This is a genomic window from Microbacterium sp. B35-30 (assembly GCF_010634855.1).
Lineage (GTDB): Bacteria > Actinomycetota > Actinomycetes > Actinomycetales > Microbacteriaceae > Microbacterium.
In genome coordinates this window covers 57,726-81,342 of record NZ_MWLQ01000011.1, presented here as the reverse complement: position 1 = coordinate 81,342, position 23,617 = coordinate 57,726, and the positions used below count along the sequence as shown (strand labels likewise).

The following is a 23,617-nucleotide window of genomic DNA, read 5'->3' as shown; positions in this document are numbered from 1 at the left end:
CCGGCGCGTCACGCGGCGCCGCGGCATCCGTCCGGTTCGATACCCTGGCATGGTGAAGACGTTCGACACGCTGTACGCCGAGCTCGCCGCGAAAGCGGCTGAGCGCCCCGAGGGATCGGGCACCGTCGCGCAGCTGGACGCGGGCGTCCACGCGATCGGCAAGAAGATCGTGGAAGAGGCCGCCGAGGTCTGGATGGCGGCCGAGTACGAGTCGACGGATGCCGCAGCCGAGGAGATCTCGCAGCTGCTGTACCACCTGCAGGTGCTGATGCTCGCGAAGGGGCTGAGCCTCGAGGATGTCTACCGACATCTCTGAGCCCGCGTCCCCTCCCGTCCTCGAACCCGAAAGCCACGCTGCCATGCTGCGAATCGCCGTGCCGAACAAGGGATCGCTCGCCGAGACCGCCTCAGAGATGCTTCACGAGGCGGGCTACACCGGGCGTCGCGATCCCAAGGACCTCCACGTCATCGACCCTCAGAACGAGGTCGAGTTCTTCTACCTCCGACCGAAGGACATCGCCACCTACGTCGGCTCGGGCGCCCTCGACGTCGGAATCACCGGCCGCGACCTGCTGCTCGACGCCCGGATGCCCGGCGCCCGAGAGATCGAGCAGCTCGGGTTCGCGGCATCCACCTTCCGCTTCGCCGCACCCGCCGGGCGCTTCTCGGAGGTGACCGACCTCGAGGGCGCGCGCATCGCGACCTCGTATCCGGGCCTCGTCGACGGCTTCCTCGACGAGCACGGCGTCGCGGCCGACCTCGTCCCGCTCGACGGTGCGGTGGAGTCGGCCGTCGAGCTGGGCGTCGCGGACGCGATCGCCGACGTCGTGGAAACGGGCACGACGCTGCGGCAGGCGGGCCTCGTCGTCTTCGGGCCGGTGATCCTCAAGTCCGAAGCCGTGCTGATCGGCGCGCCGACAGAGGCGGAAGGCACCGCCACGCTCCTGCGGCGGCTGCGCGGCGTGCTGGTCGCCCAGCGCTACGTCATGGTCGACTACGACCTGCCCGCGGAGTTCGTCGACGCGGCGGTGAAGATCGCGCCCGGCATCGAGTCGCCGACGATCTCGCCGCTGCGCGACCCGGCGTGGGTCGCCGTCCGGGTGATGGTGCCCCGCAAGGGCGTCAACCAGGTCATGGACGGGCTGTACGCGATCGGCGCCCGCGCCATCCTCGTGACCGCGATCCACAACGCGAGGCTCTGATGAGCCTCGTCTGCCGCGTCATCCCGTGCCTCGACGTCGCCGCGGGGCGGGTCGTCAAGGGCGTCAACTTCCAGAACCTGCGCGACATGGGCGATCCCGTCGAGCTCGCACGGGCGTATTTCCTGCAGGGCGCCGACGAGATCACGTTCCTCGACGTGACCGCGACGGTCGACGAGCGGTCCACGACCTACGACGTCGTCCGGCGCACCGCCGAAGAGGTCTTCATCCCCCTCACCGTCGGCGGGGGAGTCCGCTCCGCCGACGACGTCGCGCGACTTCTCTCGGTCGGCGCCGACAAGATCGGCGTGAACTCCGCGGCGATCGCGCGGCCCGACCTCCTCGACGAGATCGCCGACCGCTTCGGTGCGCAGGTGCTCGTGCTCTCGCTCGACGTCAAGCGCGCCTCGCCCGAGCTCCGCGATCGGATCCCCTCCGGCTTCGTGGTCACGACGCACGGCGGCCGTACCGAGACGGAGCTCGACGCGCTGGAGTGGGCCCGCGAAGCGGTCGAGCGCGGCGCGGGGGAGCTCCTCGTGAACTCGATCGACGCCGACGGCACGAAGCAGGGGTTCGACCTCGAGCTCGTGGCCCTCATGCGCGAGGTCGCCAGCGTGCCGGTGATCGCCTCCGGCGGCGCAGGCTCGGCCGCCGACTTCGGCCCGGCCATCGTCGCGGGCGCGAACGCCGTGCTCGCGGCATCCGTCTTCCACTCCGGCCAGCTCACCGTCGGCGAGGTGAAGGCTGCGATGGCCGCCGAGGGCATCGCCGTGCGGGAGGTGGCCTCGTGACCGAGACAGTCGACGAACGCATCGCACGCGTGACGTTCACGGCCGACGGCCTGGTCGCGGCGATCATCCAGCAGTGGGACACCCGCGAGGTGCTCATGCTCGGATGGATGGATGCCGAGGCCCTCCGCCGCACGCTCACCGAGGGGCGCGTCACCTTCTGGTCGCGCTCACGCCAGGAGTACTGGCGCAAGGGCGACACGTCCGGGCACATCCAGCTCGTGCGCGAGGCGCGGCTGGACTGCGACGGCGACGCCGTGCTCGTCGAGGTCGAGCAGGTCGGACCCGCCTGCCACACCGGCACCCGGACCTGCTTCGATGCCGACGACCTCGCCGCCGTCCGCGGCCCTGAGGCTGCCGCGTGATCCGCAGGGCGCGGCTGCTCGCCGTCGCCGCAACGGTCCTGTGCGGCGCGCTCGGCGTGATCTCTTCCACCCAGACGTGGCTGACGGTCATGCTCGCGGACGGCGCTCAGCAGGCGCTCGAGGTGCCGGGCGCGTCCGCCGTGCCGGTGCTGGCGCCGCTCAGCCTCGCCGTCCTCGCCCTCGGTGCCGCGCTCTCGATCGCCGGGCTCGTTCTGCGCTACGTGTTCGGCGCGCTGGCGGTTCTCATCGGGGGCGTGCTGGCCTGGCAGACCGCGCGCGTCGTCTTCGAGCATCCGGTCTCCGCCGTCGCCGCCGTCGTCACCGAATCCACCGGGATCGCAGGCGAGTCGTCCGTCGCGAAACTCGTCGCCTCCATCGATGCCACCGCATGGCCGGCCGTAACCCTCGTGGTGTGGGTCGTGCTGATCGCGGCAGGTGTCTTCGTGCTCTGCACCGCGCACGGCTGGTCGCGCACCGGGCGCCGTTACCGCACGGACGACGTCGCGAACCCCGCCGCTCGAGAAGCTTCGCGGACCGGTGGCGGCGACGGTCCGCGCCCCCACGACGCCGCCGGATCCCGGGCCATCGACGACTGGGACGACCTGTCGCGTGGCGAGGATCCGACCGCCTGACCGCTAGACTGGCGGCAGCCCGCGCTTCCCAGGCTTCACGAGGAGATACCCATGAGCAACAACATCGGCGACCCCGGCCACGGACACTCGCCCGCCGCCTGGACGGCCGTCGTGATCATGCTCGTGGCCGTCGCTCTCGGCACCCTGTTCTACTTCCTCGACCTGCCCGCTCTGGTCTGGGCCTCGGCCGCCCTCCTCGTCGTCGGCGCCATCGTCGGCTGGGTGATGTCGCGCGTCGGCTACGGCGTGAACGGCTCGAAGTACGCGGCGAAAGAGCACTGATCGTGCTCGCCGACCTGACGGCCGGCGCGGTGGAGGATGCCGAGGCTCGCGCCTCGGAGCGGCCCCTGGCCACGGTCGAGGCCGCAGCACTGGCTCAGCGTCCCGCGATCGATGCCCTCGCCGCCCTCGCACCCTCCGACCGTGTCAAGATCATCGCCGAGGTCAAGCGCGCGAGCCCATCGCGCGGCGACCTCGCAGCCATCCCCGACCCGGCTCTGCAGGCGCGCCGCTACGAAGAGGGCGGCGCGTCGGCGATCTCCGTGCTCACCGAGGGGCGGCGCTTCAAGGGGAGCCTCGCCGACCTCGAGGCGGTCAAGGGCGCGGTCTCCCTGCCAGTGCTTCGCAAGGACTTCATCGCCACCGAATACCAGGTGCTCGAGGCCCGCGCCGCCGGCGCCGACCTCGTGCTCCTCATCGTCGCCGCGCTCGAGCAGGATGTGCTCGCTCGCCTGCACGCACTCACGCGGGAGCTGGGCATGACGGCCCTCGTCGAGACGCACTCCGCCGAGGAGGTCGACCGTGCCGCTGAGCTGGGCGCACAGCTCGTCGGCGTCAACGCTCGCGACCTGTCGACCTTCGAGCTCGATCGCGACCTGTTCGGGCGGCTGGCGGAGCGCATCCCCGCCGGCGCCGTCCGCATCGCGGAGTCCGCGGTGCTCGTCCCGGCCGATGTCGCCCACTACCGTGCGGCGGGCGCCGATGTCGTGCTCGTCGGCGAAGCCCTCGTCACCAATGACCCCGTATCCACCCTGCGCGCCTTCCTGGAGGCGGGCACGGGCGATGCACTGAGCGAAGGAAGGGCGACGTCGTGAGTCTTCGCGAGGCCCCTGGGCCGCTGTTCGGCGAGTTCGGCGGGCGCTACATGCCCGAATCCCTGATCGCCGCCATCGACGAGTTGGCGGCCGAGTACGAGGCGGCCAAGGCGGACCCCGCGTTCCAGGCGGAGTTCGTCCGCCTGCTGCACTCCTACGCCGGCCGCCCGTCGCCGATCACCGAGGTCGCGCGGTTCGCCGAGCACGCCGGCGGGGCCCGGGTGTTCCTCAAGCGCGAGGACCTCAACCACACCGGTTCGCACAAGATCAACAACGTGCTGGGCCAGGCGCTGCTCACGCAGCGCCTCGGCAAGACCCGCGTGATCGCCGAGACCGGGGCGGGCCAGCACGGCGTCGCCACTGCGACGGCTGCGGCGCTCTTCGGCTTCGAGTGCACGATCTACATGGGCGAGGTCGACACCGAGCGCCAGGCGCTCAACGTCGCGCGCATGCGTCTGCTCGGCGCCGAAGTCGTGCCGGTGAAGACCGGCTCTCGCACGCTGAAGGACGCCATCAACGACGCCTACCGCGACTGGGTCGCGAGCGTCGAGACGACCAACTACATCTTCGGCACGGCGGCCGGGCCGCACCCGTTCCCCGCGATGGTGCGCGACTTCCAGAAGGTCATCTCCGAAGAGGCGCGCGCGCAGCTGCTCGAAGAGGCCGGCCGGCTTCCGGATGCCGTCATCGCCTGCGTCGGTGGCGGCTCCAACGCCATCGGCATGTTCGACGCGTTCCTCGACGACGACGTCAAGCTGTACGGCGTCGAGGCGGCCGGTGACGGCGTCGACACCCCGCGGCACGCGGCATCGATCGAGCGCGGTCGTCCCGGCGTGCTGCACGGCGCGAAGACGTTCGTGCTGCAGGACGACGACGGCCAGACCGTCGAGTCGCACTCGATCTCGGCGGGCCTCGACTATCCCGGTGTCGGACCCGAGCACGCATGGCTCGCCTCCATCGGGCGCGCCGAGTACATCCCGGCGACCGATGACGAGGCGATGCAGGCCCTGCGACTGCTGTCCCAGACCGAGGGCATCATCCCGGCGATCGAGTCGGCGCACGCCCTCGCCGGCGCGCTGCGTCTCGGGCGCGAGCTCGGCCCCGACGCGATCCTCGCCGTGTGCCTCTCCGGGCGAGGCGACAAGGACATGGACACCGCCGCGCGGTATTTCCACCTGTACGACGCCGCTGCGGCAGAGACCGCGGCAGCGCCGGGTGCCGGTGCGGTCGCGACCCCACCGTCGGACGATGCCGCCAAGGGGGAGGGCACCAAGCTATGAGCTCCCGTGTCGCCGAGGCGATCGCCGCCGCTCATGCCGCAGGCCGCGGCGCGTTCGTCGGCTACCTGCCCATCGGCTTCCCCGACCTGCGCACGAGCATCGACGCGGCGGTCGCGCTGGCCGAGAACGGCGCCGACGTCCTCGAGCTCGGCCCGCCCTACTCCGACCCGGTGATGGACGGCACGGTCATCCAGGAGGCGACCGAGGCGGCCCTGGCCGCCGGCTTCCGTGTGCGCGACACGTTCACCGCGGTGCGCGAGATCACGCGCCGCGTGGACGTGCCGGTGCTCGTGATGACGTATTGGAACCCGGTCCTGCAGTACGGCGTCGACCGCTACGCCGACGATCTGCTCGCCGCCGGGGGAGCGGGCCTCATCACGCCCGACATCACCCCCGAGGCCGCACCCGAGTGGATCGCCGCGAGCGAGCGCACCGGACTCGACCGCGTCTTCCTCGCCGCGCCGACATCGACCGACGAGCGCCTCGAGCTCATCGTGCGGAATTCCACCGGCTTCGTGTACACCGTCTCGACGATGGGCATCACGGGCGAGCGCGCGCAGTTGGATGCCGCCGCCCGCACGCTCGTCGCCCGGCTGCGCGATCACGGGGTCGAGCACGCGTGCGTCGGCATCGGCATCTCGAACGCCGATCAGGTGTCGGGCGTGCTCGAGTACGCCGACGGCGCGATCGTCGGCACGGCGCTCGTTCGGGCGCTGCGCGAGGGCGGGGTCGACGGCCTCGCCCAGACCGCGCGCCGCCTCGCCGACGGCACCGCGCGCCGCGCGAACTAGACTTCTGTGGTCGGCGCGTGCGCCGATCCCTCCCGCACGGATCCAGCAAGGACACGGTTCTCCCATGATCACCGCCGCCGCGAGCGTCGTCGCCAGCATCCCGAGCCCGTCGATCAGCTATTTCGAGATCGGGCCTCTGCGGATCCACATCTACGCCCTGTGCATCATCACGGGCATCATCATCGCGGTGCTCTGGACCAACGCCCGCCTGACCAAGCGCGGCGCCGAGCCGTGGGTCGTCATCGACATCGCCCTGCTCGCCGTGCCGCTCGCGATCATCACGGCCCGCATCTACCACGTGCTCACGCACTGGAGCTTCTACTTCGGCGAGGGCGCTGACCCGCTGTCGGCGCTGTACATCTGGGAGGGCGGCATCGCGATCTACGGCGCCCTCATCGGCGGCGCGGTGGGAGCCTGGCTCGGCTGCCGCTGGACCGGCATCCGCTTCTGGACCTTCGCGGATGCCCTTGCGCCCGCACTGCTGCTCGCGCAGGCGATCGGCCGCTTCGGCAACTGGTTCAACCAGGAGCTGTACGGCCTGCCCACAGACGTGCCGTGGGGCCTCGAGATCGACTATCCGAACCCCGCCTGGCCGATTGGCCTGCCCGAGGGCACGCTCTACCACCCCACGTTCCTGTACGAGGTGCTCTGGAACGCGCTCGGCGTGCTGGTCATCGTCTGGGTCGGCCGCCGCTTCCGCCTGCAGTGGGGGCGCCTGTTCGCGGTGTACCTCATGTGGTACAGCGCCGGGCGCATCGTGTGGGAGTCCATCCGCATCGACCCGAGCGACATCTTCCTGGGCCTGCGCACGAACGTCTGGGCCGCCATCCTGGGGGTCATCCTCGGTCTGGTGATCTTCTTCGTGCAGAAGCGCCGTCACCTCGGGTTGGAGCCGTCGCCCTATGTGTCCGGCCGCGAGTGGAACGCCGGACAGGCTGTACAATCGCAGAACACCGACGACTTCGTCGACGTCAGCGAACCCCCGACGTCCGAGGTCGGCGAGGCCGGCGCCACAAGCGCAGCCCTGAGCCGCTCAGAATAAGCAGAGTTGCCACCAAATAACGCCGCTCAGTTCCCGAGGAGCGTGCGCCCAGGGCCGACGTCGTCCCATCTTGACTATCAACGTGAGGACGGTAGGTATGGCTTCGAGCCCCCGTCACGACGCCTCTTCGGAGGCTGACTTCCCCGCTTCGTCCGGCCGCGCCGGATTCCCCCGGAAGCAGGGGATGTACAACCCTGCGTTCGAGAAGGACGCCTGCGGACTGGCCATGGTCGCGACCCTGCGCGGCGAGGCCGGCCACGACATCGTCGATCTCGCCCTGACGGCCCTCCGCAACCTGGAGCACCGCGGCGCGATCGGTTCGGACGCCGGCACCGGCGACGGCGCAGGCATCCTCACTCAGATGCCCGACGCCTTCCTGCGTGCGGTGGCCGGTTTCGAGCTGCCGCCGGTGGGCGAGTACGCCGCCGGCATGATCTTCCTGCCGCGCGACGCCGAGGCGCGCGCCACGCAGAAGGCGGGCATCGAGCGGATCGCGGCATCCGAGGGCCTCACCGTCCTCGGCTGGCGTGAAGTGCCGACGTCCGAGGAGCACCTGGGCAAGCTGGCCTTCGAGGCCCGTCCGGTCTTCGAGCAGCTCTTCGTGTCCGACCCGGGCTCCGGCGAGCGTGCCGCGCTCTCGGGGGTCGCGCTCGATCGACGTGCCTATCGCCTGCGCGCCCGCGCCCGCACCGAGCTCGACGCCTACTTCGTCTCGCTGTCGGCGCGCACGCTCGGCTACAAGGGCATGGTCACGACGCTGCAGCTCGAGCCGTTCTACCCCGACCTGCAGGACGAGCGCTTCGCCTCCGAGCTCGCCGTGGTCCACTCGCGCTACTCGACCAACACCTTCCCGTCGTGGCCGCTCGCGCAGCCGCTGCGCATGCTCGCCCACAACGGCGAGATCAACACCGTCAACGGCAACCGCAACTGGATGCGGGCGCGGCAGTCGCAGCTCGAGTCCGAGCTCCTGGGCGACATCCGCCCGCTGCTGCCCATCTGCACTGCCGGCGCCAGCGACTCGGCCTCCTTCGATGAGGTGCTCGAGCTCCTCACCCTGACCGGCCGCAGCCTGCCGCACGCCATCATGATGATGGTGCCGGAGGCGTATGAGAAGCAGGCCGACATCGACCCCAAGCTGCGCGCGTTCTACGAGTTCCACTCGATGCAGATGGAGCCGTGGGACGGCCCGGCCGCTCTGATCTTCACCGACGGCACCCTCGTCGGCGCGACGCTCGACCGCAACGGCCTGCGCCCCGGTCGCTGGACCGAGACGACCGACGGCCTCATCGTCATCGGCAGCGAGACCGGCGTGCTGGACTTCGCACCCGAGCGCATCAAGCGCCGCGGGCGCCTGCGCCCCGGCCGCATGTTCCTCGTCGACACGGCCCAGCGCCGCATCATCGAGGACGACGAGATCAAGGCGCAGCTCGCCGAGCAGGAGCCGTGGCAGGAGTGGCTCGACGCGGGCCGCGTGCGCCTGGCCGACCTGCCGGAGCGCGAGCACATCGTGCACCCCATCGCCTCGATCACCCGTCGTCAGCGGACGTTCGGCTACACCGAGGAAGAGGTCAAGATCCTCCTCACCCCGATGGGGCAGAACGGGGCGGAGCCCCTCGGCGCCATGGGTTCCGACACGCCCGTAGCGGTGCTCAGCGAGCGTCCGCGACTGCTGTTCGACTACTTCACGCAGCAGTTCGCGCAGGTCACCAACCCGCCGCTCGACTCGATCCGCGAAGAGGTCGTCACCTCCCTCGGCCTGGGCCTCGGTCCGGAGCGCAACCTTCTCGAATGGGGCGCGGAGCACACGCGTGTCGTGACGCTCGACTTCCCGGTGATCGACAACGACGAGCTGGCCAAGATCCAGCACATCGACACCGCCCTCCCTGGGCGGACGTCGGTCACGATCCGCGGCCTGTACCGCGTCGAGGCCGGCCACAAGGGCATGAAGAAGCGCCTCGAGCAGATGTGCCAGGAGGTCGACCAGGCCATCGAGGACGGCGCGGAGTTCATCGTGCTCTCCGACCGCGACTCCAACAAGGATCTCGCGCCCATCCCGTCGCTGCTCATGCTGGCCGCCGTGCACCACCACCTCATCCGCAAGGAGACGCGCATGAAGTGCGGCCTCGTGGTCGAGGCAGGCGATGTGCGCGAGGTCCATCACGTCGCGACGCTGATCGGGTACGGCGCATCCGCGGTCAATCCGTACCTCGCCATGGAGACCGTCGAGTACCTGGTCCGGGCGGGCTTCATCACGGGCATCGCGCCGGAGAAGGCCGTCAAGAACCTGATCTACGCGCTCGGCAAGGGCGTGCTGAAGATCATGTCGAAGATGGGCATCTCGACCGTGTCCTCGTACGCGGGCGCCCAGGTGTTCGAGGCCGTCGGCCTGTCGGACGGCCTCGTCGACACCTACTTCACCGGCACCGAGTCCAAGCTCGGCGGCGTCGGCCTCGACGTCATCGCGGCCGAGAACGCGGCGCGTCACGCGTACGCGTACCCGCAGGATGCCGCGGTCCGCGCCCACGAGCGACTCTGGACGGGCGGCGAGTACCAGTGGCGCCGCGACGGCTCACCCCACCTGTTCAACCCCGACACGGTGTTCCGGCTGCAGCACTCGACGCGCACCCGCCGGTACGACATCTTCCGCGAGTACACAAAGCTCGTCGACGACCAGGCCAGCGAGCTGAAGACGCTGCGCGGTCTGTTCGCCCTCAAGACCGAGGGCCGCACGCCGGTGCCGATCGACGAGGTCGAGTCGGTCTCCTCGATCGTCAAGCGCTTCTCGACCGGTGCGATGAGCTACGGCTCGATCTCGCGCGAGGCTCATGAGACCCTGGCCATCGCGATGAACCGCATCGGCGGAAAGTCCAACACCGGCGAGGGCGGCGAGGATGCAGACCGCCTGCTCGACCCCGAGCGGCGCAGTTCGATCAAGCAGGTCGCCTCGGGGCGCTTCGGCGTCACGAGCCTGTACCTCACCGAGGCCGACGACATCCAGATCAAGCTCGCCCAGGGCGCGAAGCCCGGCGAGGGCGGTCAGCTGCCGCCGACCAAGGTGTACCCGTGGGTCGCCCGCACGCGTCACGCGACCGCCGGCGTCGGGCTCATCTCGCCGCCGCCGCACCACGACATCTACTCGATCGAAGACCTCAAGCAGCTGATCTACGATCTGAAGCGCGCCAACCCCGGCGCCCGCGTGCATGTCAAGCTCGTGAGCCAGTCGGGCATCGGCGCGGTCGCAGCCGGCACCGCCAAGGCGCTGGCCGACGTCATCCTGGTGTCGGGCCACGACGGCGGCACGGGCGCGAGCCCGCTGAACTCGCTCAAGCACGCGGGCACCCCGTGGGAACTGGGTCTCGCCGAGACGCAGCAGACGCTCATGCTCAACGGCATGCGCGACCGCGTGGTCGTCCAGGTCGACGGACAGCTCAAGACCGGGCGCGATGTCATCATCGGCGCTCTGCTCGGAGCGGAGGAGTTCGGCTTCGCGACGGCGCCGCTCGTGGTGTCGGGCTGCATCATGATGCGGGTCTGCCACCTCGACACCTGCCCGGTGGGCGTGGCGACGCAGAACCCGGTGCTTCGCGCACGGTTCAACGGCAAGCCCGAGTTCGTCGTGAACTTCATGGAGTTCATCGCCGAAGAGGTGCGGGAGTATCTGGCCGCGCTCGGCTTCCGCTCGCTCGACGAGGCGATCGGCCGCAGCGACCTGCTCGACGTCAACGGTGCGGTCACGCATTGGAAGGCGAACGGCCTCGACCTCGCGCCGGTGCTCGAGGGCCCGGTCTTCGCCGAGGACGAGCCGCGGCGCAACACCACGGCGCAGCTGCACGAACTCGACGAGCACTTCGACGTCGCCCTCATCGAGCGCGCGCAGGATGTGATCGCGAAGGGCGGCGAGATCACGATCGATCTGCCGATCCGCAATACCGAGCGGGCGGTCGGCACGCTCCTGGGTCATCACGTCACCAAGGCGCGCGGCGAGAACGGCCTCCGCTCCGGCAGCATCGTCGTCAACCTCACGGGGTCGGCGGGCCAGTCCTTCGGCGCATTCATGCCGTCGGGCATCACGCTGCGTCTCGAGGGCGACTCCAACGACTACGTCGGCAAGGGTCTCTCGGGCGGTCAGATCGTGGTCCGGCCGCCGCGCGGCGCCACCTTCGACGCCTCCAAGAACGTCATCGCCGGCAACGTGATCGGCTACGGCGCGACCCTGGGCACCATGTTCCTGCGCGGGGTGGTGGGCGAGCGCTTCTTCGTCCGCAACTCCGGCGCCACTGCGGTCGTCGAGGGAGTGGGAGACCACGCCCTGGAGTACATGACCGGTGGCCTCGCGGTGATCCTCGGCGCGACCGGACGCAACCTCGGGGCCGGCATGTCCGGCGGCACCGCCTACGTGTACCGGCTCGACAGCAAGCTCGTCAATCGCGAGGCGCTCGCCTCCGGCGAGCTGGAGCTCGGCGACCTCGGCTCCGGAGACGCGGAGATCCTCCGCGACCTTCTCCAGCAGCACGTCGCCGAGACCGAATCAACTCTCGCCCAGGCTCTCCTCGACGACTTCGAGGCCGAGCTGGCGAACTTCGTCAGGGTCATGCCGCGCGACTACGCCGCGGTGCTGCAGACCCGCCAGACGGCCGTCGCAGAGGGGCTCGACCCCGACGGCGATGTCGTCTGGACCCGCATTCTGGAGGTGACGGGTGGCTGACCCGAAAGGCTTTCTCAAGGTCACCGAGCGCGAGCTGCCCCCGCGGCGGCCGGTGCCGGTGCGCATCATGGACTGGAAAGAGGTCTACGAGCCGGGTGACGGCGCGGTGCTCCGCCGGCAGGCGGGTCGCTGCATGGACTGCGGCGTGCCGTTCTGCCACCAGGGCTGCCCGCTCGGCAACCTCATCCCGGAGTGGAACGACCTGACGTGGCGCGGTGAGGGCCGCGCCGCCAGCGAGCGTCTGCACGCGACGAACAACTTCCCCGAGTTCACGGGGCGGCTGTGCCCCGCGCCGTGCGAGAGCGCCTGCGTGCTGGGCATCAACCAGCCCGCGGTGACGATCAAGCAGGTGGAGGTGTCGATCGCCGACGAGGCCTTCGCGAACGGCTGGATCGAGCCGGAGCCCCCGGGGCGCCTCACCGGCAAGACCGTCGCCGTCGTCGGCTCGGGTCCCGCCGGTCTCGCCGCGGCCCAGCAGCTCACGCGCGCTGGCCACACCGTCGCCGTGTTCGAGCGCGACGACCGCATCGGCGGACTCCTGCGCTACGGCATCCCTGACTTCAAGATGGAGAAGAAGCACCTCGAGTCGCGTCTTCGCCAGATGCGGGACGAGGGCACCCGCTTCCGCGCGGGCGTCGAGATCGGCCGCGACATCTCGTGGGCCGACCTCCGCGCCCGCTACGACGCGGTCGTCATCGCCACCGGCTCGACCGTCCCGCGCGAGCTCGCCATCCCGGGGCGCGACCTCGCCGGCGTGCACTTCGCGATGGAGTACCTCGTCGAGTCCAACAAGGCCGTCGCCGGCGACTCCGTGCCGAACCAGATCACGGCCGAGGGCAAGCACGTCATCGTGATCGGCGGCGGTGACACCGGCGCCGACTGCATCGGCACGGCCCACCGTCACGGCGCGCTGAGCGTGACCAACCTCGCGATCGGCCGCCGCCCTCCGGGCGAGCGTCCCGAGCACCAGCCCTGGCCGATGGACCCCCTCGTGTTCGAGATGCAGTCGGCCCACGAAGAGGGCGGCGAGCGCACCTACCTCGCCTCGACCGTGGAGTTCCTGGCGAACGGCGCAGGCGAGGTGCGCGCCCTGCGCGTCGCCGAGACCGAGTTCGTCGACGGCCGCCGCGTGCCCAAGAGCGGCACCGAGCGCGAGATCCCCGCCGACCTGGTGCTCATCGCGATGGGCTTCACCGGTCCCGAGCGCGCGGTCCTCGAGGAGCAGCTCGGCGCCCGCTTCACCGAGCGGGGCAACGTGCGCCGCGAGGACGACTACCAGACGACCGCCCCGGGCGTGTTCGTGGCCGGCGATGCCGGCCGCGGGCAGTCGCTCATCGTGTGGGCGATCGCCGAGGGACGTGCCGCCGCAGCCAGCGTCGACCGCTTCCTCATGGGGGAGACGGAGCTGCCTGCTCCGGTCCGCCCGACCGATGTCGCCATCGGCATGCAGCCCGCGTAGGCTTGCCGAGGCACTCGCCACCTTCAACCCACCCGGAGATACCACGGATGAGACGCGCCAAGATCGTCGCCACCCTGGGGCCCGCCACGTCGACATATGAGATGGTCCGCGCGATCATCGATGCCGGCGTCGACGTCGCCCGCTTCAATCTGAGCCACGGGGACTACTCGGTCCACGACAACAACTTCGCCAACGTGCGCAAGGCCGCCGACGACGCGGGACGAGCGGTCGCGATCCTCGTCGACCTGCAGGGGCCCAAGATCCGCCTCGGCAAGTTCGAGAACGGACCCCACGAGCTCGCTGTCGGCGACATCTTCAAGATCACCACCGACGACATCCTGGGCACCAAGGAGATCGTCAGCACGACGTTCAAGGGTCTTCCGCACGACGTCAAGCCGGGAGACTTCCTGCTGATCGACGACGGAAAGGTGCGCGTCGAGGTCATCGAGACCGACGACACCGTCGTCACCACCAAGGTGATCGTCGCGGGGCCCGTCTCGAACAACAAGGGCATCAACCTCCCGGGTGTGGCCGTCAACGTCCCCGCGCTGTCGGAGAAGGACGAGGCCGACCTGCGCTGGGGCCTGCGCGCCGGCGCAGACCTCATCGCGCTGTCCTTCGTGCGTGACGCGAAGGACGTCCAGCGCGTGCACGTCATCATGGCGGAGGAAGGGCGCCACATCCCGGTCATCGCGAAGATCGAGAAGCCGCAGGCCGTCGACAACCTCGAGGAGATCATCGACGCGTTCGACGGCATCATGGTCGCCCGCGGCGACCTGGGCGTCGAGCTGCCCCTCGAGGCGGTGCCGATCGTGCAGAAGCGCGCGGTGGAGCTCTGCCGTCGCATGGCGAAGCCCGTCATCGTGGCCACGCAGATGCTCGAGTCGATGATCGAGAACCCGGTGCCCACCCGCGCCGAGACCAGCGACGTCGCCAACGCGGTGCTCGACGGCGCGGACGCGGTCATGCTCTCGGGCGAGACGAGCGTCGGCAAGTACCCGGTCGTCGTCGTCGAGACGATGGCGCGCATCGTCGACTCGACCGAGGAGCACGGGCTGGATCGCATCCTGCCGCTCACGACCAAGCCCCGCACCCAGGGCGGCGCGATCACGCTCGCCGCGATGGAGGTCGCCGAGTTCGTCGACGCGAAGTTCGTCTGCATCTTCACCGAGTCCGGTGACACGGCGCGCCGCATGTCACGGCTGCGCCCGCGCATCCCCATGATCGGCTTCGCACCCGAACCGGCGATCCGTCGCCGCATGGCGCTGACGTGGGGCGTGCAGTCGACGCTCGTCGAGCACGTCGCGCACACCGACCTGATGTTCATCCAGGTCGACGACTACCTGCTGTCGAACGACCTCGCGAAGGTCGGCGACAAGGTGGTCGTGATCTCGGGATCCCCTCCCGGAATCATCGGCTCCACGAACGACATCCGCATCCACAAGGTGGGCGATGCGGTGCACGGCAAGGCGCCGATCTACAAGACACGGGAGTGACACCTCTCTCCAGCGGACGGCTGCGACCACTACTGTGGTCGCAGCCGTCCCGGCTTTTTCGAGAAAGGTGACGCCGATGTTCTTCGGTGACTTCTGGTGGTTCCTGCTGTGGAGCTTCTACTTCATCGCCTACCTGTATGTGGTGATCGTGATCATCACGGACCTGTTCCGCGACGATGACCTCAACGGCTGGCTCAAGGCGCTGTGGATCATCGCCCTGGTGTTCGTGCCCTTCCTGACGGCGATCGTCTACATCATCGCGCGCGGCAAGGGGATGGCGGCCCGCGCTCAGTCCGTCCGCGGGGGAGTGGTCGCCGAATCCGACGACTATCGCCCGAGCGCGTCGGCCAGCCCCGCGGAAGACATCGCGAAGGCCAAGGCCCTGCTCGACGCCGGCACGATCTCGCAGGGCGAGTTCGATGCCCTCAAGAGCAAGGCGCTGGGCAACCAGTACTTCGGCGCGTAGCCGGACGACAACAGCAGAGCGGATGCCTCGGGTCGAGGCATCCGCTCTGCTGTGCGTGCGGCGCGTGAGGGCTCAGCTGATCTTCTTGCGATAGATCGACATCGAGATGACGTACGCGACGATCAGGATGCCGACCAGCCATGCCATCGCGACCCAGATGTCGCTGCCGACGGGCTGGCCCGCGAAGAGCGCCCGCATCGAGTCGACGATCGAGGTGACCGGCTGGTTCTCGGCGAACCACTGCACAGGCCCCGGCATGCTCTCGGTCGGGACGAACGCGGAGCTGATGAACGGCAGGAAGATGAGCGGGTACGAGAACGCGCTCGCGCCGTCCACCGTCTTCGCCGACAGTCCCGCGATCACCGCGAGCCACGTGAGGGCCACTGTGAAGAGGACGAGCATGCCGATGACGCCCAGCCAGGCGCCGAAGCCGGCCCCCGTCCGGAACCCCATGAGCAGCGCTACGCCGATGACGACGGCGAGTGACACGAGGATGGAGACGAGCGACGTCAGCACGTGCGCCCACAGCACTCCCGATCGCGCGATCGGGAGGGACTGGAACCGCTCGAAGATGCCGCCCTGCATGTCCAGGAACAGCCGGTAGGCCGTGTAGGCGATGCCGGACGCGATCGTGATGAGAAGGATGCCGGGCAGCATGTAGTCGATGTACGATCCCTTCCCGGTGTTGATCGCCCCACCGAAGACGTAGACGAACAGCAGCATCAGGGCGATCGGCGTGACCGCGGTGGTGATGATGGTGTCGGGGCTGCGCAGGATGTGGCGCAGCGACCGGCTGGTCAGAACCGCGGTGTCGCGGATGGTGTGAGCGGTCATCGTCCTTCCTTCCGTGTCGTGGGAGCGCCGCTCTCGGCGTCTCCGGATTCTGCGGGCTCTTCCTCGCCGGTGAGTGCGAAGAAGACGTCCTCAAGACTGGGCTGCTTCTCGACGTACTCGACCTTCGCCGGCGGCAGCAGCTGCTTGAGCTCCTGCAGGGTGCCGTTGACGATGATGCGTCCCTTGTGCAGGATCGCGATGCGGTCGGCGAGATGCTCGGCCTCTTCGAGGTACTGGGTGGTCAGCAGCACGGTCGTGCCGCTGCGGGTCAGCTCCTTGACGGCATCCCAGACCTCGAGGCGCGCCGCCGGGTCGAGGCCGGTCGTGGGCTCGTCCAGGAAGATCACCGGCGGGTTGCCGATGAGGCTCATCGCGATGTCGAGTCGACGGCGCATGCCGCCGGAGTAGGTCGACGCCCTGCGGGAGCCGGCCTCGATGAGCGAGAAGCGGGCGAGGAGCCCGTCGGCGATCCCGCCGGGGTCGGGAAGGTGCCGCAGCTGGGCGATGAGCACCAGGTTCTCGCGTCCGGTCAGGACCTCGTCGACGGCGGCGAACTGCCCGGTGAGGCTGATCGTCTCGCGCACCTTCTGCGACTGGGCGACGACGTCGAACCCCGCGACGGCTGCCGTGCCGGCATCCGCCTTGAGAAGCGTCGCCAGGATCCGCACGACCGTGGTCTTGCCGGCGCCGTTCGACCCGAGGAGCGCGAAGATACTCCCTCGCGCCACCTCGAAGTCGACGCCGCGCAGCACGTGGAGGTCCTTGTAGGACTTCTCGAGCCCCTGAACCTTGATGGCGGTGTCGGTGGTCATCTCTGCTCTCCTTCTGCCTCGTCGATCGCCTTGTTGAGGCGAGCGCGCTCCTTGTCGATCCACTGCTTGCCGGAGTATGCGGCGGTGAACTCCTCGGCGAACGTCGCGGGCTCGTCGCCCACGATGTCGCGCACCGGCGTGCCGTCGGCGGCGGCGCGCTCCCAGAGGTCGGCGGAGTCGCTGAGCATCTGGATCATCGTCTCGCCGTCGGTCATCCCGCCGGAGTACATGAAATAGCGGTCCAGCGCCTTCGCGGCCGCGCGGTAGGGCTCGGGGAGAGCCTCGATGCGGGCCTTGTACTGGCGGTACTGCTTCTTCTGCTCGAGCGAGCCGGTGACGATCTCGTACCACTTGGCGGCCATGATCAGTCCTCTTCCTTGGGGGTGGGGTTGTTGTCTGCGTTCTGGTGGTGAAGCTGTTCGATGCGTTCTGCGAGGAAGGTCCACGTCCTCCAGAACTCCGCGAGCTGGTCGCGGCCCTGCGCATTGAGGGAGTACACCTTGCGAGGCGGTCCCTTCTCCGACGGAACCTTCTCGACGTCGACGAGGCCACGCTGCTCGACCCTGACCAGCAGGGCGTACACGGTGCCCTCGGCGATGTCGGAGAAGCCCTGGTCGCGCAGCCACGAGGTGATCTCGTACCCGTAGGCGGATCGGCCGGACAGGATCGCCAACACGATGCCCTCCAGCGTGCCCTTGAGCATCTCGGTCTCCTGCTTGCCCATCGCGCACCTCCTTGATCTACTCAGTGATGTTGACTACCGGTAGACAGTAACACTAGGTACCAGTACTTAGCAACACCGAATACCGAGCTTTTTCGCGGAGCCCGGAAAGACGAAGAGCGGATGCCTCTCATGAGGCATCCGCTCCTTGGGGATGTTTCTTGGTGCCGGTGGTGGGAGTCGAACCCACACGCCCTTGCGGGCAACCGAGTTTGAGTCGGTCGCGTCTGCCATTCCGCCACACCGGCCCGCGCGGCATGCCGCGCGTCCGCGAACGACCATACCGTAGGATTCAATGGTGACTGAGCAGGAGCAGACCGCCGCATCGACGGCATCCACCCCCCGTCGAGTCGTCGTTGCGGAGGATGAGTCGCTCATCCGGCTCGACATCGTCGAGATCCTCCGCGACAACGGATTCGACGTCGTGGGAGAGGCCGGAGACGGTGAGACGGCGGTGGCCCTGGCCACGGAGCTGCGTCCTGATCTGGTGATCATGGACGTGAAGATGCCGCAGCTCGACGGCATCTCGGCCGCCGAGAAGCTCAGCAAGAACCACATCGCCCCCGTCGTGCTGCTCACCGCCTTCAGCCAGAAGGAGCTCGTCGAGCGCGCGAGCGAGGCGGGCGCCCTCGCCTACGTCGTCAAGCCGTTCACCCCGAACGACCTGCTGCCGGCCATCGAAATCGCCCTCGCCCGCTACGAGCAGATCATCACGCTCGAGGCTGAGGTCGCCGACATGGTCGAGCGCTTCGAGACCCGCAAGCTCGTCGACCGCGCCAAGGGCCTCCTCAACGAGAAGATGGGCCTCTCCGAGCCCGAGGCGTTCCGCTGGATCCAGAAGGCGTCCATGGACCGCCGGCTCACCATGCAGGACGTCGCCAAGGCGATCATCGAGCAGCTGGCCCCCAAGAAGGGCTGACCGCCTCACGAGTTTCCAGAAGCGGGTGCCTCCACCGGAGGCATCCGCTTGTCGTTTCGACAGGCTCAGCGACCAGGGGTCGGCAGCGCCTTGATGTGGTTCGTGATGCGCACGGTCGAGCAGCGGCGGCCCTGGTCGTCGGTCACGACGATCTCGTGCACGGTGAGGCTGCGACCGAGGTGGATCGGCGTGCACACCCCCGTGACATAGCCGGAGGTCGCCGAGCGCGTGTGCGTGGCGTTGATGTCGACGCCGACCGCGAGGCGTCCTGGGCCGGCGTGGAAGTTCGCGTGCATCGACCCGAGCGACTCACCCAGCACGACGTAAGCGCCGCCGTGGAACAAGCCGACCGGCTGCGTGTTGCCCTCGACCGGCATGCGGGCCACGGCGCGTTCGGGCGTGAACTCGAGCCATTCGAAGCCCATCTTCTCGGCGAGAGCGCCGAGCCCACGGCCCCGCGCCCATTCGATTCCGTCGACGGCGACGGGGGAGTGGTCGGGCATGGCACACCTTCGCATGGGGCGGCAGCCGGGGGTGCTGCGTGGAAATCGGCTGTCGTCTGCCCTGGCTAGGCTTGCAGGGTGACGGACTCCGCAAAGCCTACCCTTCTCGTCGTCGACGGCCATTCGCTGGCCTACCGGGCTTTCTACGCCCTCCCGGTCGACAACTTCTCCACGAAGGACGGGCAGCACACGAACGGGATCTACGGGTTCCTGGCGATGCTGATCAACCTGATCAAGGCGGAGAAGCCGACCCACCTCGCCGTGGCTTTCGACACGTCCCGCCAGTCCTTCCGCACCCGCGAGTACACCGAGTACAAGGCCAACCGCTCCGAGACGCCGTCCGAGTTCAAGGGCCAGATCCCGCTCCTGCAGGACTGCCTCGCGGCCATGAGCATCCGGATCCTCCAGCAGGAGGACATCGAGGCCGACGACATCCTCGCGACCCTCGCCACGCAGGGCGTCGCTAAGGGCTTCCGCGTGCTCGTGTGCTCGGGCGACCGCGACACCATCCAGCTGGTCAACGACGACGTGGTGCTGCTCTATCCCAACGTGCAGGGCGTCTCGCAGCTCAAGCGCTACGACCGCGACGCCGTCATCGAGCGCTACGGCGTGCCGCCCGAGATGTACCCCGACGTCGCGGCGCTCGTCGGCGAGACGAGCGACAACCTGCCCGGCGTGCCGAAGGTGGGCGAGAAGACCGCGGTGAAGTGGCTGAACCAGTTCGGCTCGCTGGACGCGCTCCTGGACGGCGCCGACACCATCAAGGGCGTGGTGGGCGGCAACCTGCGCGACCACGTCGAAGATGTGCGCCGCAACCGTCGCCTGAACCGGCTGATGACCGACGTGGAGCTGCCGCTCGGCCCCGACGACCTCGAGGTGCAGCCGATGGACGCGCAGGCCGTGCGCGACATCTTCTCGCGGCTCGAGTTCAAGACGCTCATTCCGCGCGTCGCCGAGCTCGCGGGCATCGAGCAGCAGATGGCGGCGGTGTCATCCGCCGCCGCCGAGCTCGCGCCGGTCGCCGCCGAGCTCGCCCCGGCGGACTTCGCCGCGTGGCTCGAGGGCCAGACCGCTGAGGTCGGGGTCACGATCGCCGTCGAGGGCGGCGTTCCGTCGCGCATCGGCGTGGCGACGCTCGACGCTGCGGCCGAGGCATCCTGGACCCCGGAGCTCGCCGCCGCGCTCGAGCCCTGGCTCGCGTCCGACGCGCCGAAGGCCTTGGCCGACGCCAAGCCGCAGGTGAAGGCGCTCCGCCGCGCCGGCCTGCGGGTGGGCGGCCTGGCCTTCGACGTGATCATCGCCGGCTGGCTGCTGCGACCGAGCTTCCCCGACAAGACGCTCGCCGATCTGGTGGACCGCTACCTCGACGAGAAGCTTCCCGAGGCCGACCCCGCCCAGCTGGTGCCCGAGACCGAGGGCGCCACCACGGGCCAGCTGTCGTGGTACCTGGTGCGCGTCGTCCGTGCGGTGCGGGCTGAGCTGCCCGACAGCGTCTCGGCAGTCCTCACCGACATCGAGCTGCCGACGCTGCACACCCTCGCCGACATGGAGCTCGCCGGTGTCGCGGTCTCGCACGACCGGCTGTCGGCGTTCTCCGGCGAACTCGCCGCCCGGGCGGACACCCTCGCCCTGCAGGCGTATGCGGCGATCGGCCGCGAGGTGAACCTCGGCTCGCCGAAGCAGCTGCAGGAGGTCCTGTTCGAAGAGCTGCAGCTGCCGAAGACGCGCAAGACCAAGACCGGCTATTCGACGGATGCCGCGGTCCTGGCCGATCTGCAGGAGACCAACCCGCATCCGTTCCTCGACCTGCTGCTCCAGCACCGCGAGGCGACCAAGCTCCGGCAGATCATCGAGTCGCTCGACAGCGCCATCGGCGGCGATCGGACGAGCGGGGCTGACGGCCGGATCCACACCACGTACGTCCAGACCGGCAGCCAGACCGGCCGGCTCTCGAGCACCGACCCGAACCTGCAGAACATCCCCATCCGCACCGAGGAGAGCCGCCGCATCCGTTCCGCCTTCATGGTGGGCGAGGGGTACGAGACGCTGCTCACCGCCGACTACTCGCAGATCGAGATGCGGATCATGGCGCACCTCTCGGAGGATCCCGGCCTGATCGAGGCTTTCAACTCCGGAGAGGACACGCACCGCTTCGTCGGCTCGCGCGTGTTCGGGGTCGCTCCCGAGGATGTCACCCCCGCCATGCGCACCAAGGTCAAGGCGATGTCGTACGGTCTCGTCTACGGCCTCTCCGCGTTCGGGCTGTCGAAGCAGCTGCGCATCGAGCAGGCCGAGGCCAAACAGCTCATGATGGAGTACTTCGCCCGCTTCGGCGCCGTGCGCGACTACCTCCGCTCGTCGGTCGAGCAGGCCCGCATCGACGGCTACACCGAGACGATCTTCGGTCGCCGGCGTCCGTTCCCCGACCTGGCCAGCCCGAACCGCGTGCTGCGGGAGAACGCCGAACGGGCGGCGCTCAACGCGCCCATCCAAGGCAGTGCCGCCGACATCATGAAGATCGCGCTGTTCCACATCCACGACGACTTCGCCGTCGAGCAGCTGCGTTCGCGCGTGCTGCTGCAGATCCACGACGAGCTCGTGATCGAAGTCGCCGCAGGGGAGTGGGATGCGGCGGAGCGTATCGTCCGCGCGCGCATGGGCGACGCGGCGCAGCTCACAGTGCCCCTCGACGTCCAGATCGGCCGCGGCGACGACTGGAACGCCGCCGGCCACTGAGTCGTCCTGAGCGATCCGAGGCTCGGACCGGGACTCTCGTTTGTCGGCACTGCGTCTCATGCCTAGGCTCGGAGCCATGACAGACGAAACCCGCACGCCCACGCAGATCGACAAGATCGCTGATGCGTGGGTCGACACCCTCGCCGAACTCGAGCCCACGCTCGCGACCTACATCGGTCGGTCGGAGTACAACGACCGGTTCGGCGACTACAGCCCGGCCGGGCAGGAGGCCCTCGCCGACGCGGGCCGCAAGACCCTCGCCGCCCTCGACGCCGCGGCCGCCGCCGACGACGTCGACGCCGTGACGAAGGACGACCTCTCGCGCGAGATCCGGCTCGCGCTCGACCTGCACGATGCGAAGTGGCATCTGCGCGACATCAACGTGATCGCCTCGCACGCCCAGGACATCCGTTCCGCGTTCGACCTCATGCCGACGGCGACCGCCGACGACTGGTCGGTCATCGCGACGCGCCTCGGCGCCGTCTCCGGCGCGATCGACGGCTACGTCGCCACATTGCGCGAAGGCATCTCCCAGGGCGTCGTCCCCGCGCGCCGCCAGGTGACCGAGGTCGCGACCCAGATCGCCCGCTACACCGCCGACGGCGGGTTCTTCTCGACGTTCGCCGCGGAGGCGACCCCCGAAGAGGGGCAGCTGCCGGCGTCGCTCGCCCGCGACCTGGCCGACAACGCCAACGCGGCACGGGTCGCCTACGACGAGCTGGCGGCCTTCCTCACCGCAGAACTCGTACCCGCCGCAGCCGAAGAGGACGCCGTCGGCCGCGAGCTGTACGCCCTGCACTCGCGCCGGTTCCTGGGTGCGACGATCGACCTCGACGAGACGTACGACTGGGGCGTCGAAGAGCTCGCCCGCATGGTCGCCGAGCAGGAGTCGATCGCGCAGGAGATCAAGGCCGGCGCCACCGTCGAAGAGGCCGTCGCCTTCCTCGAGCAGGACGCCAGCCGCAAGCTGTACGGCACGGACGCGCTGCAGAAGTGGATGCAGGAGACCAGCGATCGCGCGATCGCCGAGCTCGGCAAGACCCATTTCGACATCGCCGAGCCGATCCGCAGCCTCGAGTGCATGATCGCGCCGACCAAGGAAGGCGGGATCTACTACACGGGCCCGACCGACGACTTCTCGCGCCCGGGCCGTATGTGGTGGTCGGTGCCGGAGGGCGTCGAGGAGTTCGACACGTGGCGCGAGCTCACGACGGTGTACCACGAGGGCGTCCCGGGCCACCACCTGCAGATCGCGCAGGCGGTGTACAACCGGGCACAGCTCAACACCTACCGTCGCCTGCTCGCCGGGACGTCGGGTCACGCCGAAGGCTGGGCGCTGTACGCGGAGCGGCTGATGGAGCAGCTCGGCTACCTGTCCGACCCGGCCGACCGGCTCGGGATGCTCGACGGTCAGCGCATGCGCGCCGCGCGCGTCGTGCTCGACATCGGCGTGCACCTCGGCAAGCCACGCCCCGATGGTCAGGGCACGTGGGACGCCGACTTCGCGCTCGACTTCATGCTGCGCAATGTCAACATGCCGGAAGAGTTCGTCAAGTTCGAGGTGAACCGCTACCTCGGCTGGCCGGGGCAGGCGCCGTCGTACAAGGTGGGCCAGCGCATCTGGGAACAGCTGCGCGACGAGGTCGCCGAGCGCGAAGGCGACGCCTTCTCGATCAAGCAGTTCCACAAGCGCGCTCTCGACATCGGCGGTGTCGGCCTCGACACGCTGCGCATGGCGCTCGCGCACTGACCCCGCGGCCCGGTTGTTGAGCGAG

Annotated in this window: 22 protein-coding genes and 1 tRNA gene; 17 read left to right on the top strand and 6 right to left on the bottom strand. The window is 69.2% G+C overall.

Annotated features, from left to right (window positions below):
• Positions 1-52 precede the first annotated feature (52 nt).
• The 14 genes from B2K11_RS04725 (at position 53) to B2K11_RS04660 (ending at position 15,317) form a co-directional block, all read left to right on the top strand.
• Positions 53-316, top strand: a complete 264-nt coding sequence (locus tag B2K11_RS04725) for a phosphoribosyl-ATP diphosphatase (RefSeq protein ID WP_045302883.1) — start codon at positions 53-55, stop codon at positions 314-316.
• A gap of 43 nt (positions 317-359) precedes the next feature.
• Entirely contained in the window at positions 360-1,202 is an 843-nt protein-coding gene (gene hisG, locus B2K11_RS04720; protein ID WP_163617116.1) for an ATP phosphoribosyltransferase, read from the top strand.
• Positions 1,202-1,990: an imidazole glycerol phosphate synthase subunit HisF gene (gene hisF / locus B2K11_RS04715; protein ID WP_163617115.1), complete on the top strand. Its 789-nt coding sequence runs from the start codon at positions 1,202-1,204 to the stop codon at positions 1,988-1,990. The genes hisG and hisF overlap by 1 nt, the downstream gene beginning before the upstream one ends.
• Positions 1,987-2,352 carry a phosphoribosyl-AMP cyclohydrolase gene (gene hisI / locus B2K11_RS04710; protein WP_163617114.1) on the top strand — a complete coding sequence of 122 codons (366 nt, stop codon included), beginning with the start codon at positions 1,987-1,989 and terminating at the stop codon, positions 2,350-2,352. The genes hisF and hisI overlap by 4 nt, the downstream gene beginning before the upstream one ends.
• The gene (locus B2K11_RS04705; protein ID WP_163617113.1) at positions 2,349-2,984 is read left to right on the top strand and encodes a Trp biosynthesis-associated membrane protein; all 636 of its coding nucleotides are present in this window, start codon (positions 2,349-2,351) and stop codon (positions 2,982-2,984) included. The genes hisI and B2K11_RS04705 overlap by 4 nt, the downstream gene beginning before the upstream one ends.
• A gap of 51 nt (positions 2,985-3,035) precedes the next feature.
• Complete coding sequence (locus B2K11_RS04700) at positions 3,036-3,266, top strand: DUF6704 family protein (RefSeq protein WP_163617112.1); 231 nt, start codon at positions 3,036-3,038, stop codon at positions 3,264-3,266.
• A gap of 2 nt (positions 3,267-3,268) precedes the next feature.
• On the top strand, positions 3,269-4,078 hold the full coding sequence (gene trpC / locus B2K11_RS04695) for an indole-3-glycerol phosphate synthase TrpC (protein ID WP_163617111.1): 810 nt from the start codon (positions 3,269-3,271) through the stop codon (positions 4,076-4,078).
• Complete coding sequence (gene trpB / locus B2K11_RS04690) at positions 4,075-5,358, top strand: tryptophan synthase subunit beta (protein WP_163617110.1); 1,284 nt, start codon at positions 4,075-4,077, stop codon at positions 5,356-5,358. Before trpC ends, trpB begins: the two co-directional genes overlap by 4 nt.
• On the top strand, positions 5,355-6,149 hold the full coding sequence (gene trpA / locus B2K11_RS04685) for a tryptophan synthase subunit alpha (protein WP_163617109.1): 795 nt from the start codon (positions 5,355-5,357) through the stop codon (positions 6,147-6,149). Before trpB ends, trpA begins: the two co-directional genes overlap by 4 nt.
• 64 nt (positions 6,150-6,213) lie before the next feature.
• Positions 6,214-7,191: a prolipoprotein diacylglyceryl transferase gene (gene lgt / locus B2K11_RS04680; RefSeq protein ID WP_163617108.1), complete on the top strand. Its 978-nt coding sequence runs from the start codon at positions 6,214-6,216 to the stop codon at positions 7,189-7,191.
• A 184-nt stretch (positions 7,192-7,375) separates the two neighbouring features.
• Entirely contained in the window at positions 7,376-11,896 is a 4,521-nt protein-coding gene (gltB, locus tag B2K11_RS04675) for a glutamate synthase large subunit (RefSeq protein ID WP_204260029.1), read from the top strand.
• Positions 11,889-13,355 (top strand): glutamate synthase subunit beta, encoded by a 1,467-nt coding sequence (locus B2K11_RS04670; protein ID WP_163617106.1) that lies wholly within the window; start codon positions 11,889-11,891, stop codon positions 13,353-13,355. Before gltB ends, B2K11_RS04670 begins: the two co-directional genes overlap by 8 nt.
• 47 nt (positions 13,356-13,402) lie before the next feature.
• The gene (gene pyk, locus B2K11_RS04665; RefSeq protein WP_163617105.1) at positions 13,403-14,851 is read left to right on the top strand and encodes a pyruvate kinase; all 1,449 of its coding nucleotides are present in this window, start codon (positions 13,403-13,405) and stop codon (positions 14,849-14,851) included.
• Between the two features lie 76 nt (positions 14,852-14,927).
• The gene (locus B2K11_RS04660) at positions 14,928-15,317 is read left to right on the top strand and encodes an SHOCT domain-containing protein (RefSeq protein ID WP_163617104.1); all 390 of its coding nucleotides are present in this window, start codon (positions 14,928-14,930) and stop codon (positions 15,315-15,317) included.
• 72 nt (positions 15,318-15,389) lie between these two features.
• Here the strand turns inward: B2K11_RS04660 and B2K11_RS04655 are convergent, their stop codons facing one another.
• From B2K11_RS04655 to B2K11_RS04635, 5 genes are all read right to left on the bottom strand, one after another.
• On the bottom strand, positions 15,390-16,151 hold the full coding sequence (locus tag B2K11_RS04655) for an ABC transporter permease (RefSeq protein WP_163617103.1): 762 nt from the start codon (positions 16,149-16,151) through the stop codon (positions 15,390-15,392).
• On the bottom strand, positions 16,148-16,963 hold the full coding sequence (locus B2K11_RS04650; RefSeq protein WP_163617102.1) for an ATP-binding cassette domain-containing protein: 816 nt from the start codon (positions 16,961-16,963) through the stop codon (positions 16,148-16,150). Before B2K11_RS04650 ends, B2K11_RS04655 begins: the two co-directional genes overlap by 4 nt.
• Positions 16,960-17,325, bottom strand: a complete 366-nt coding sequence (locus tag B2K11_RS04645) for a DUF1048 domain-containing protein (RefSeq protein ID WP_163617101.1) — start codon at positions 17,323-17,325, stop codon at positions 16,960-16,962. The genes B2K11_RS04650 and B2K11_RS04645 overlap by 4 nt, the downstream gene beginning before the upstream one ends.
• 2 nt (positions 17,326-17,327) lie before the next feature.
• On the bottom strand, positions 17,328-17,687 hold the full coding sequence (locus B2K11_RS04640) for a PadR family transcriptional regulator (protein ID WP_163617100.1): 360 nt from the start codon (positions 17,685-17,687) through the stop codon (positions 17,328-17,330).
• Positions 17,688-17,846: 159 nt separating this feature from the next.
• A tRNA-Leu gene (locus B2K11_RS04635) sits at positions 17,847-17,932 on the bottom strand.
• Between the two features lie 50 nt (positions 17,933-17,982).
• On the opposite strand from B2K11_RS04635, the gene B2K11_RS04630 reads away from it, so the two are divergent.
• Complete coding sequence (locus tag B2K11_RS04630) at positions 17,983-18,603, top strand: response regulator (RefSeq protein WP_056368239.1); 621 nt, start codon at positions 17,983-17,985, stop codon at positions 18,601-18,603.
• A 65-nt stretch (positions 18,604-18,668) separates the two neighbouring features.
• On the opposite strand, the gene B2K11_RS04625 is transcribed toward B2K11_RS04630, so the two are convergent.
• Positions 18,669-19,106 (bottom strand): hotdog fold thioesterase, encoded by a 438-nt coding sequence (locus B2K11_RS04625; protein WP_163617099.1) that lies wholly within the window; start codon positions 19,104-19,106, stop codon positions 18,669-18,671.
• Positions 19,107-19,184: 78 nt separating this feature from the next.
• On the opposite strand from B2K11_RS04625, the gene polA reads away from it, so the two are divergent.
• Complete coding sequence (gene polA / locus B2K11_RS04620) at positions 19,185-21,842, top strand: DNA polymerase I (RefSeq protein WP_163617098.1); 2,658 nt, start codon at positions 19,185-19,187, stop codon at positions 21,840-21,842.
• Between the two features lie 76 nt (positions 21,843-21,918).
• On the top strand, positions 21,919-23,592 hold the full coding sequence (locus B2K11_RS04615) for a DUF885 domain-containing protein (protein WP_163617097.1): 1,674 nt from the start codon (positions 21,919-21,921) through the stop codon (positions 23,590-23,592).
• The last annotated feature ends 25 nt before the right edge of the window (positions 23,593-23,617 follow it).

Excerpts from the sequence above, each read along its gene's own strand:
- hisG (WP_163617116.1), top strand. The coding sequence starts at position 360 with ATGCTGCGAATCGCCGTGCCGAACAAGGGATCGCTCGCCGAGACCGCC.
- hisF (WP_163617115.1), top strand. The coding sequence starts at position 1,202 with ATGAGCCTCGTCTGCCGCGTCATCCCGTGCCTCGACGTCGCCGCGGGG.
- B2K11_RS04700 (WP_163617112.1), top strand. The coding sequence starts at position 3,036 with ATGAGCAACAACATCGGCGACCCCGGCCACGGACACTCGCCCGCCGCC.
- trpA (WP_163617109.1), top strand. The coding sequence starts at position 5,355 with ATGAGCTCCCGTGTCGCCGAGGCGATCGCCGCCGCTCATGCCGCAGGC.
- lgt (WP_163617108.1), top strand. The coding sequence starts at position 6,214 with ATGATCACCGCCGCCGCGAGCGTCGTCGCCAGCATCCCGAGCCCGTCG.
- gltB (WP_204260029.1), top strand. The coding sequence starts at position 7,376 with ATGTACAACCCTGCGTTCGAGAAGGACGCCTGCGGACTGGCCATGGTC.
- pyk (WP_163617105.1), top strand. The coding sequence starts at position 13,403 with ATGAGACGCGCCAAGATCGTCGCCACCCTGGGGCCCGCCACGTCGACA.
- B2K11_RS04660 (WP_163617104.1), top strand. The coding sequence starts at position 14,928 with ATGTTCTTCGGTGACTTCTGGTGGTTCCTGCTGTGGAGCTTCTACTTC.
- B2K11_RS04655 (WP_163617103.1), bottom strand. The coding sequence starts at position 16,151 with ATGACCGCTCACACCATCCGCGACACCGCGGTTCTGACCAGCCGGTCG.
- B2K11_RS04650 (WP_163617102.1), bottom strand. The coding sequence starts at position 16,963 with ATGACCACCGACACCGCCATCAAGGTTCAGGGGCTCGAGAAGTCCTAC.
- B2K11_RS04645 (WP_163617101.1), bottom strand. The coding sequence starts at position 17,325 with ATGGCCGCCAAGTGGTACGAGATCGTCACCGGCTCGCTCGAGCAGAAG.
- B2K11_RS04640 (WP_163617100.1), bottom strand. The coding sequence starts at position 17,687 with ATGGGCAAGCAGGAGACCGAGATGCTCAAGGGCACGCTGGAGGGCATC.
- B2K11_RS04625 (WP_163617099.1), bottom strand. The coding sequence starts at position 19,106 with ATGCCCGACCACTCCCCCGTCGCCGTCGACGGAATCGAATGGGCGCGG.
- B2K11_RS04615 (WP_163617097.1), top strand. The coding sequence starts at position 21,919 with ATGACAGACGAAACCCGCACGCCCACGCAGATCGACAAGATCGCTGAT.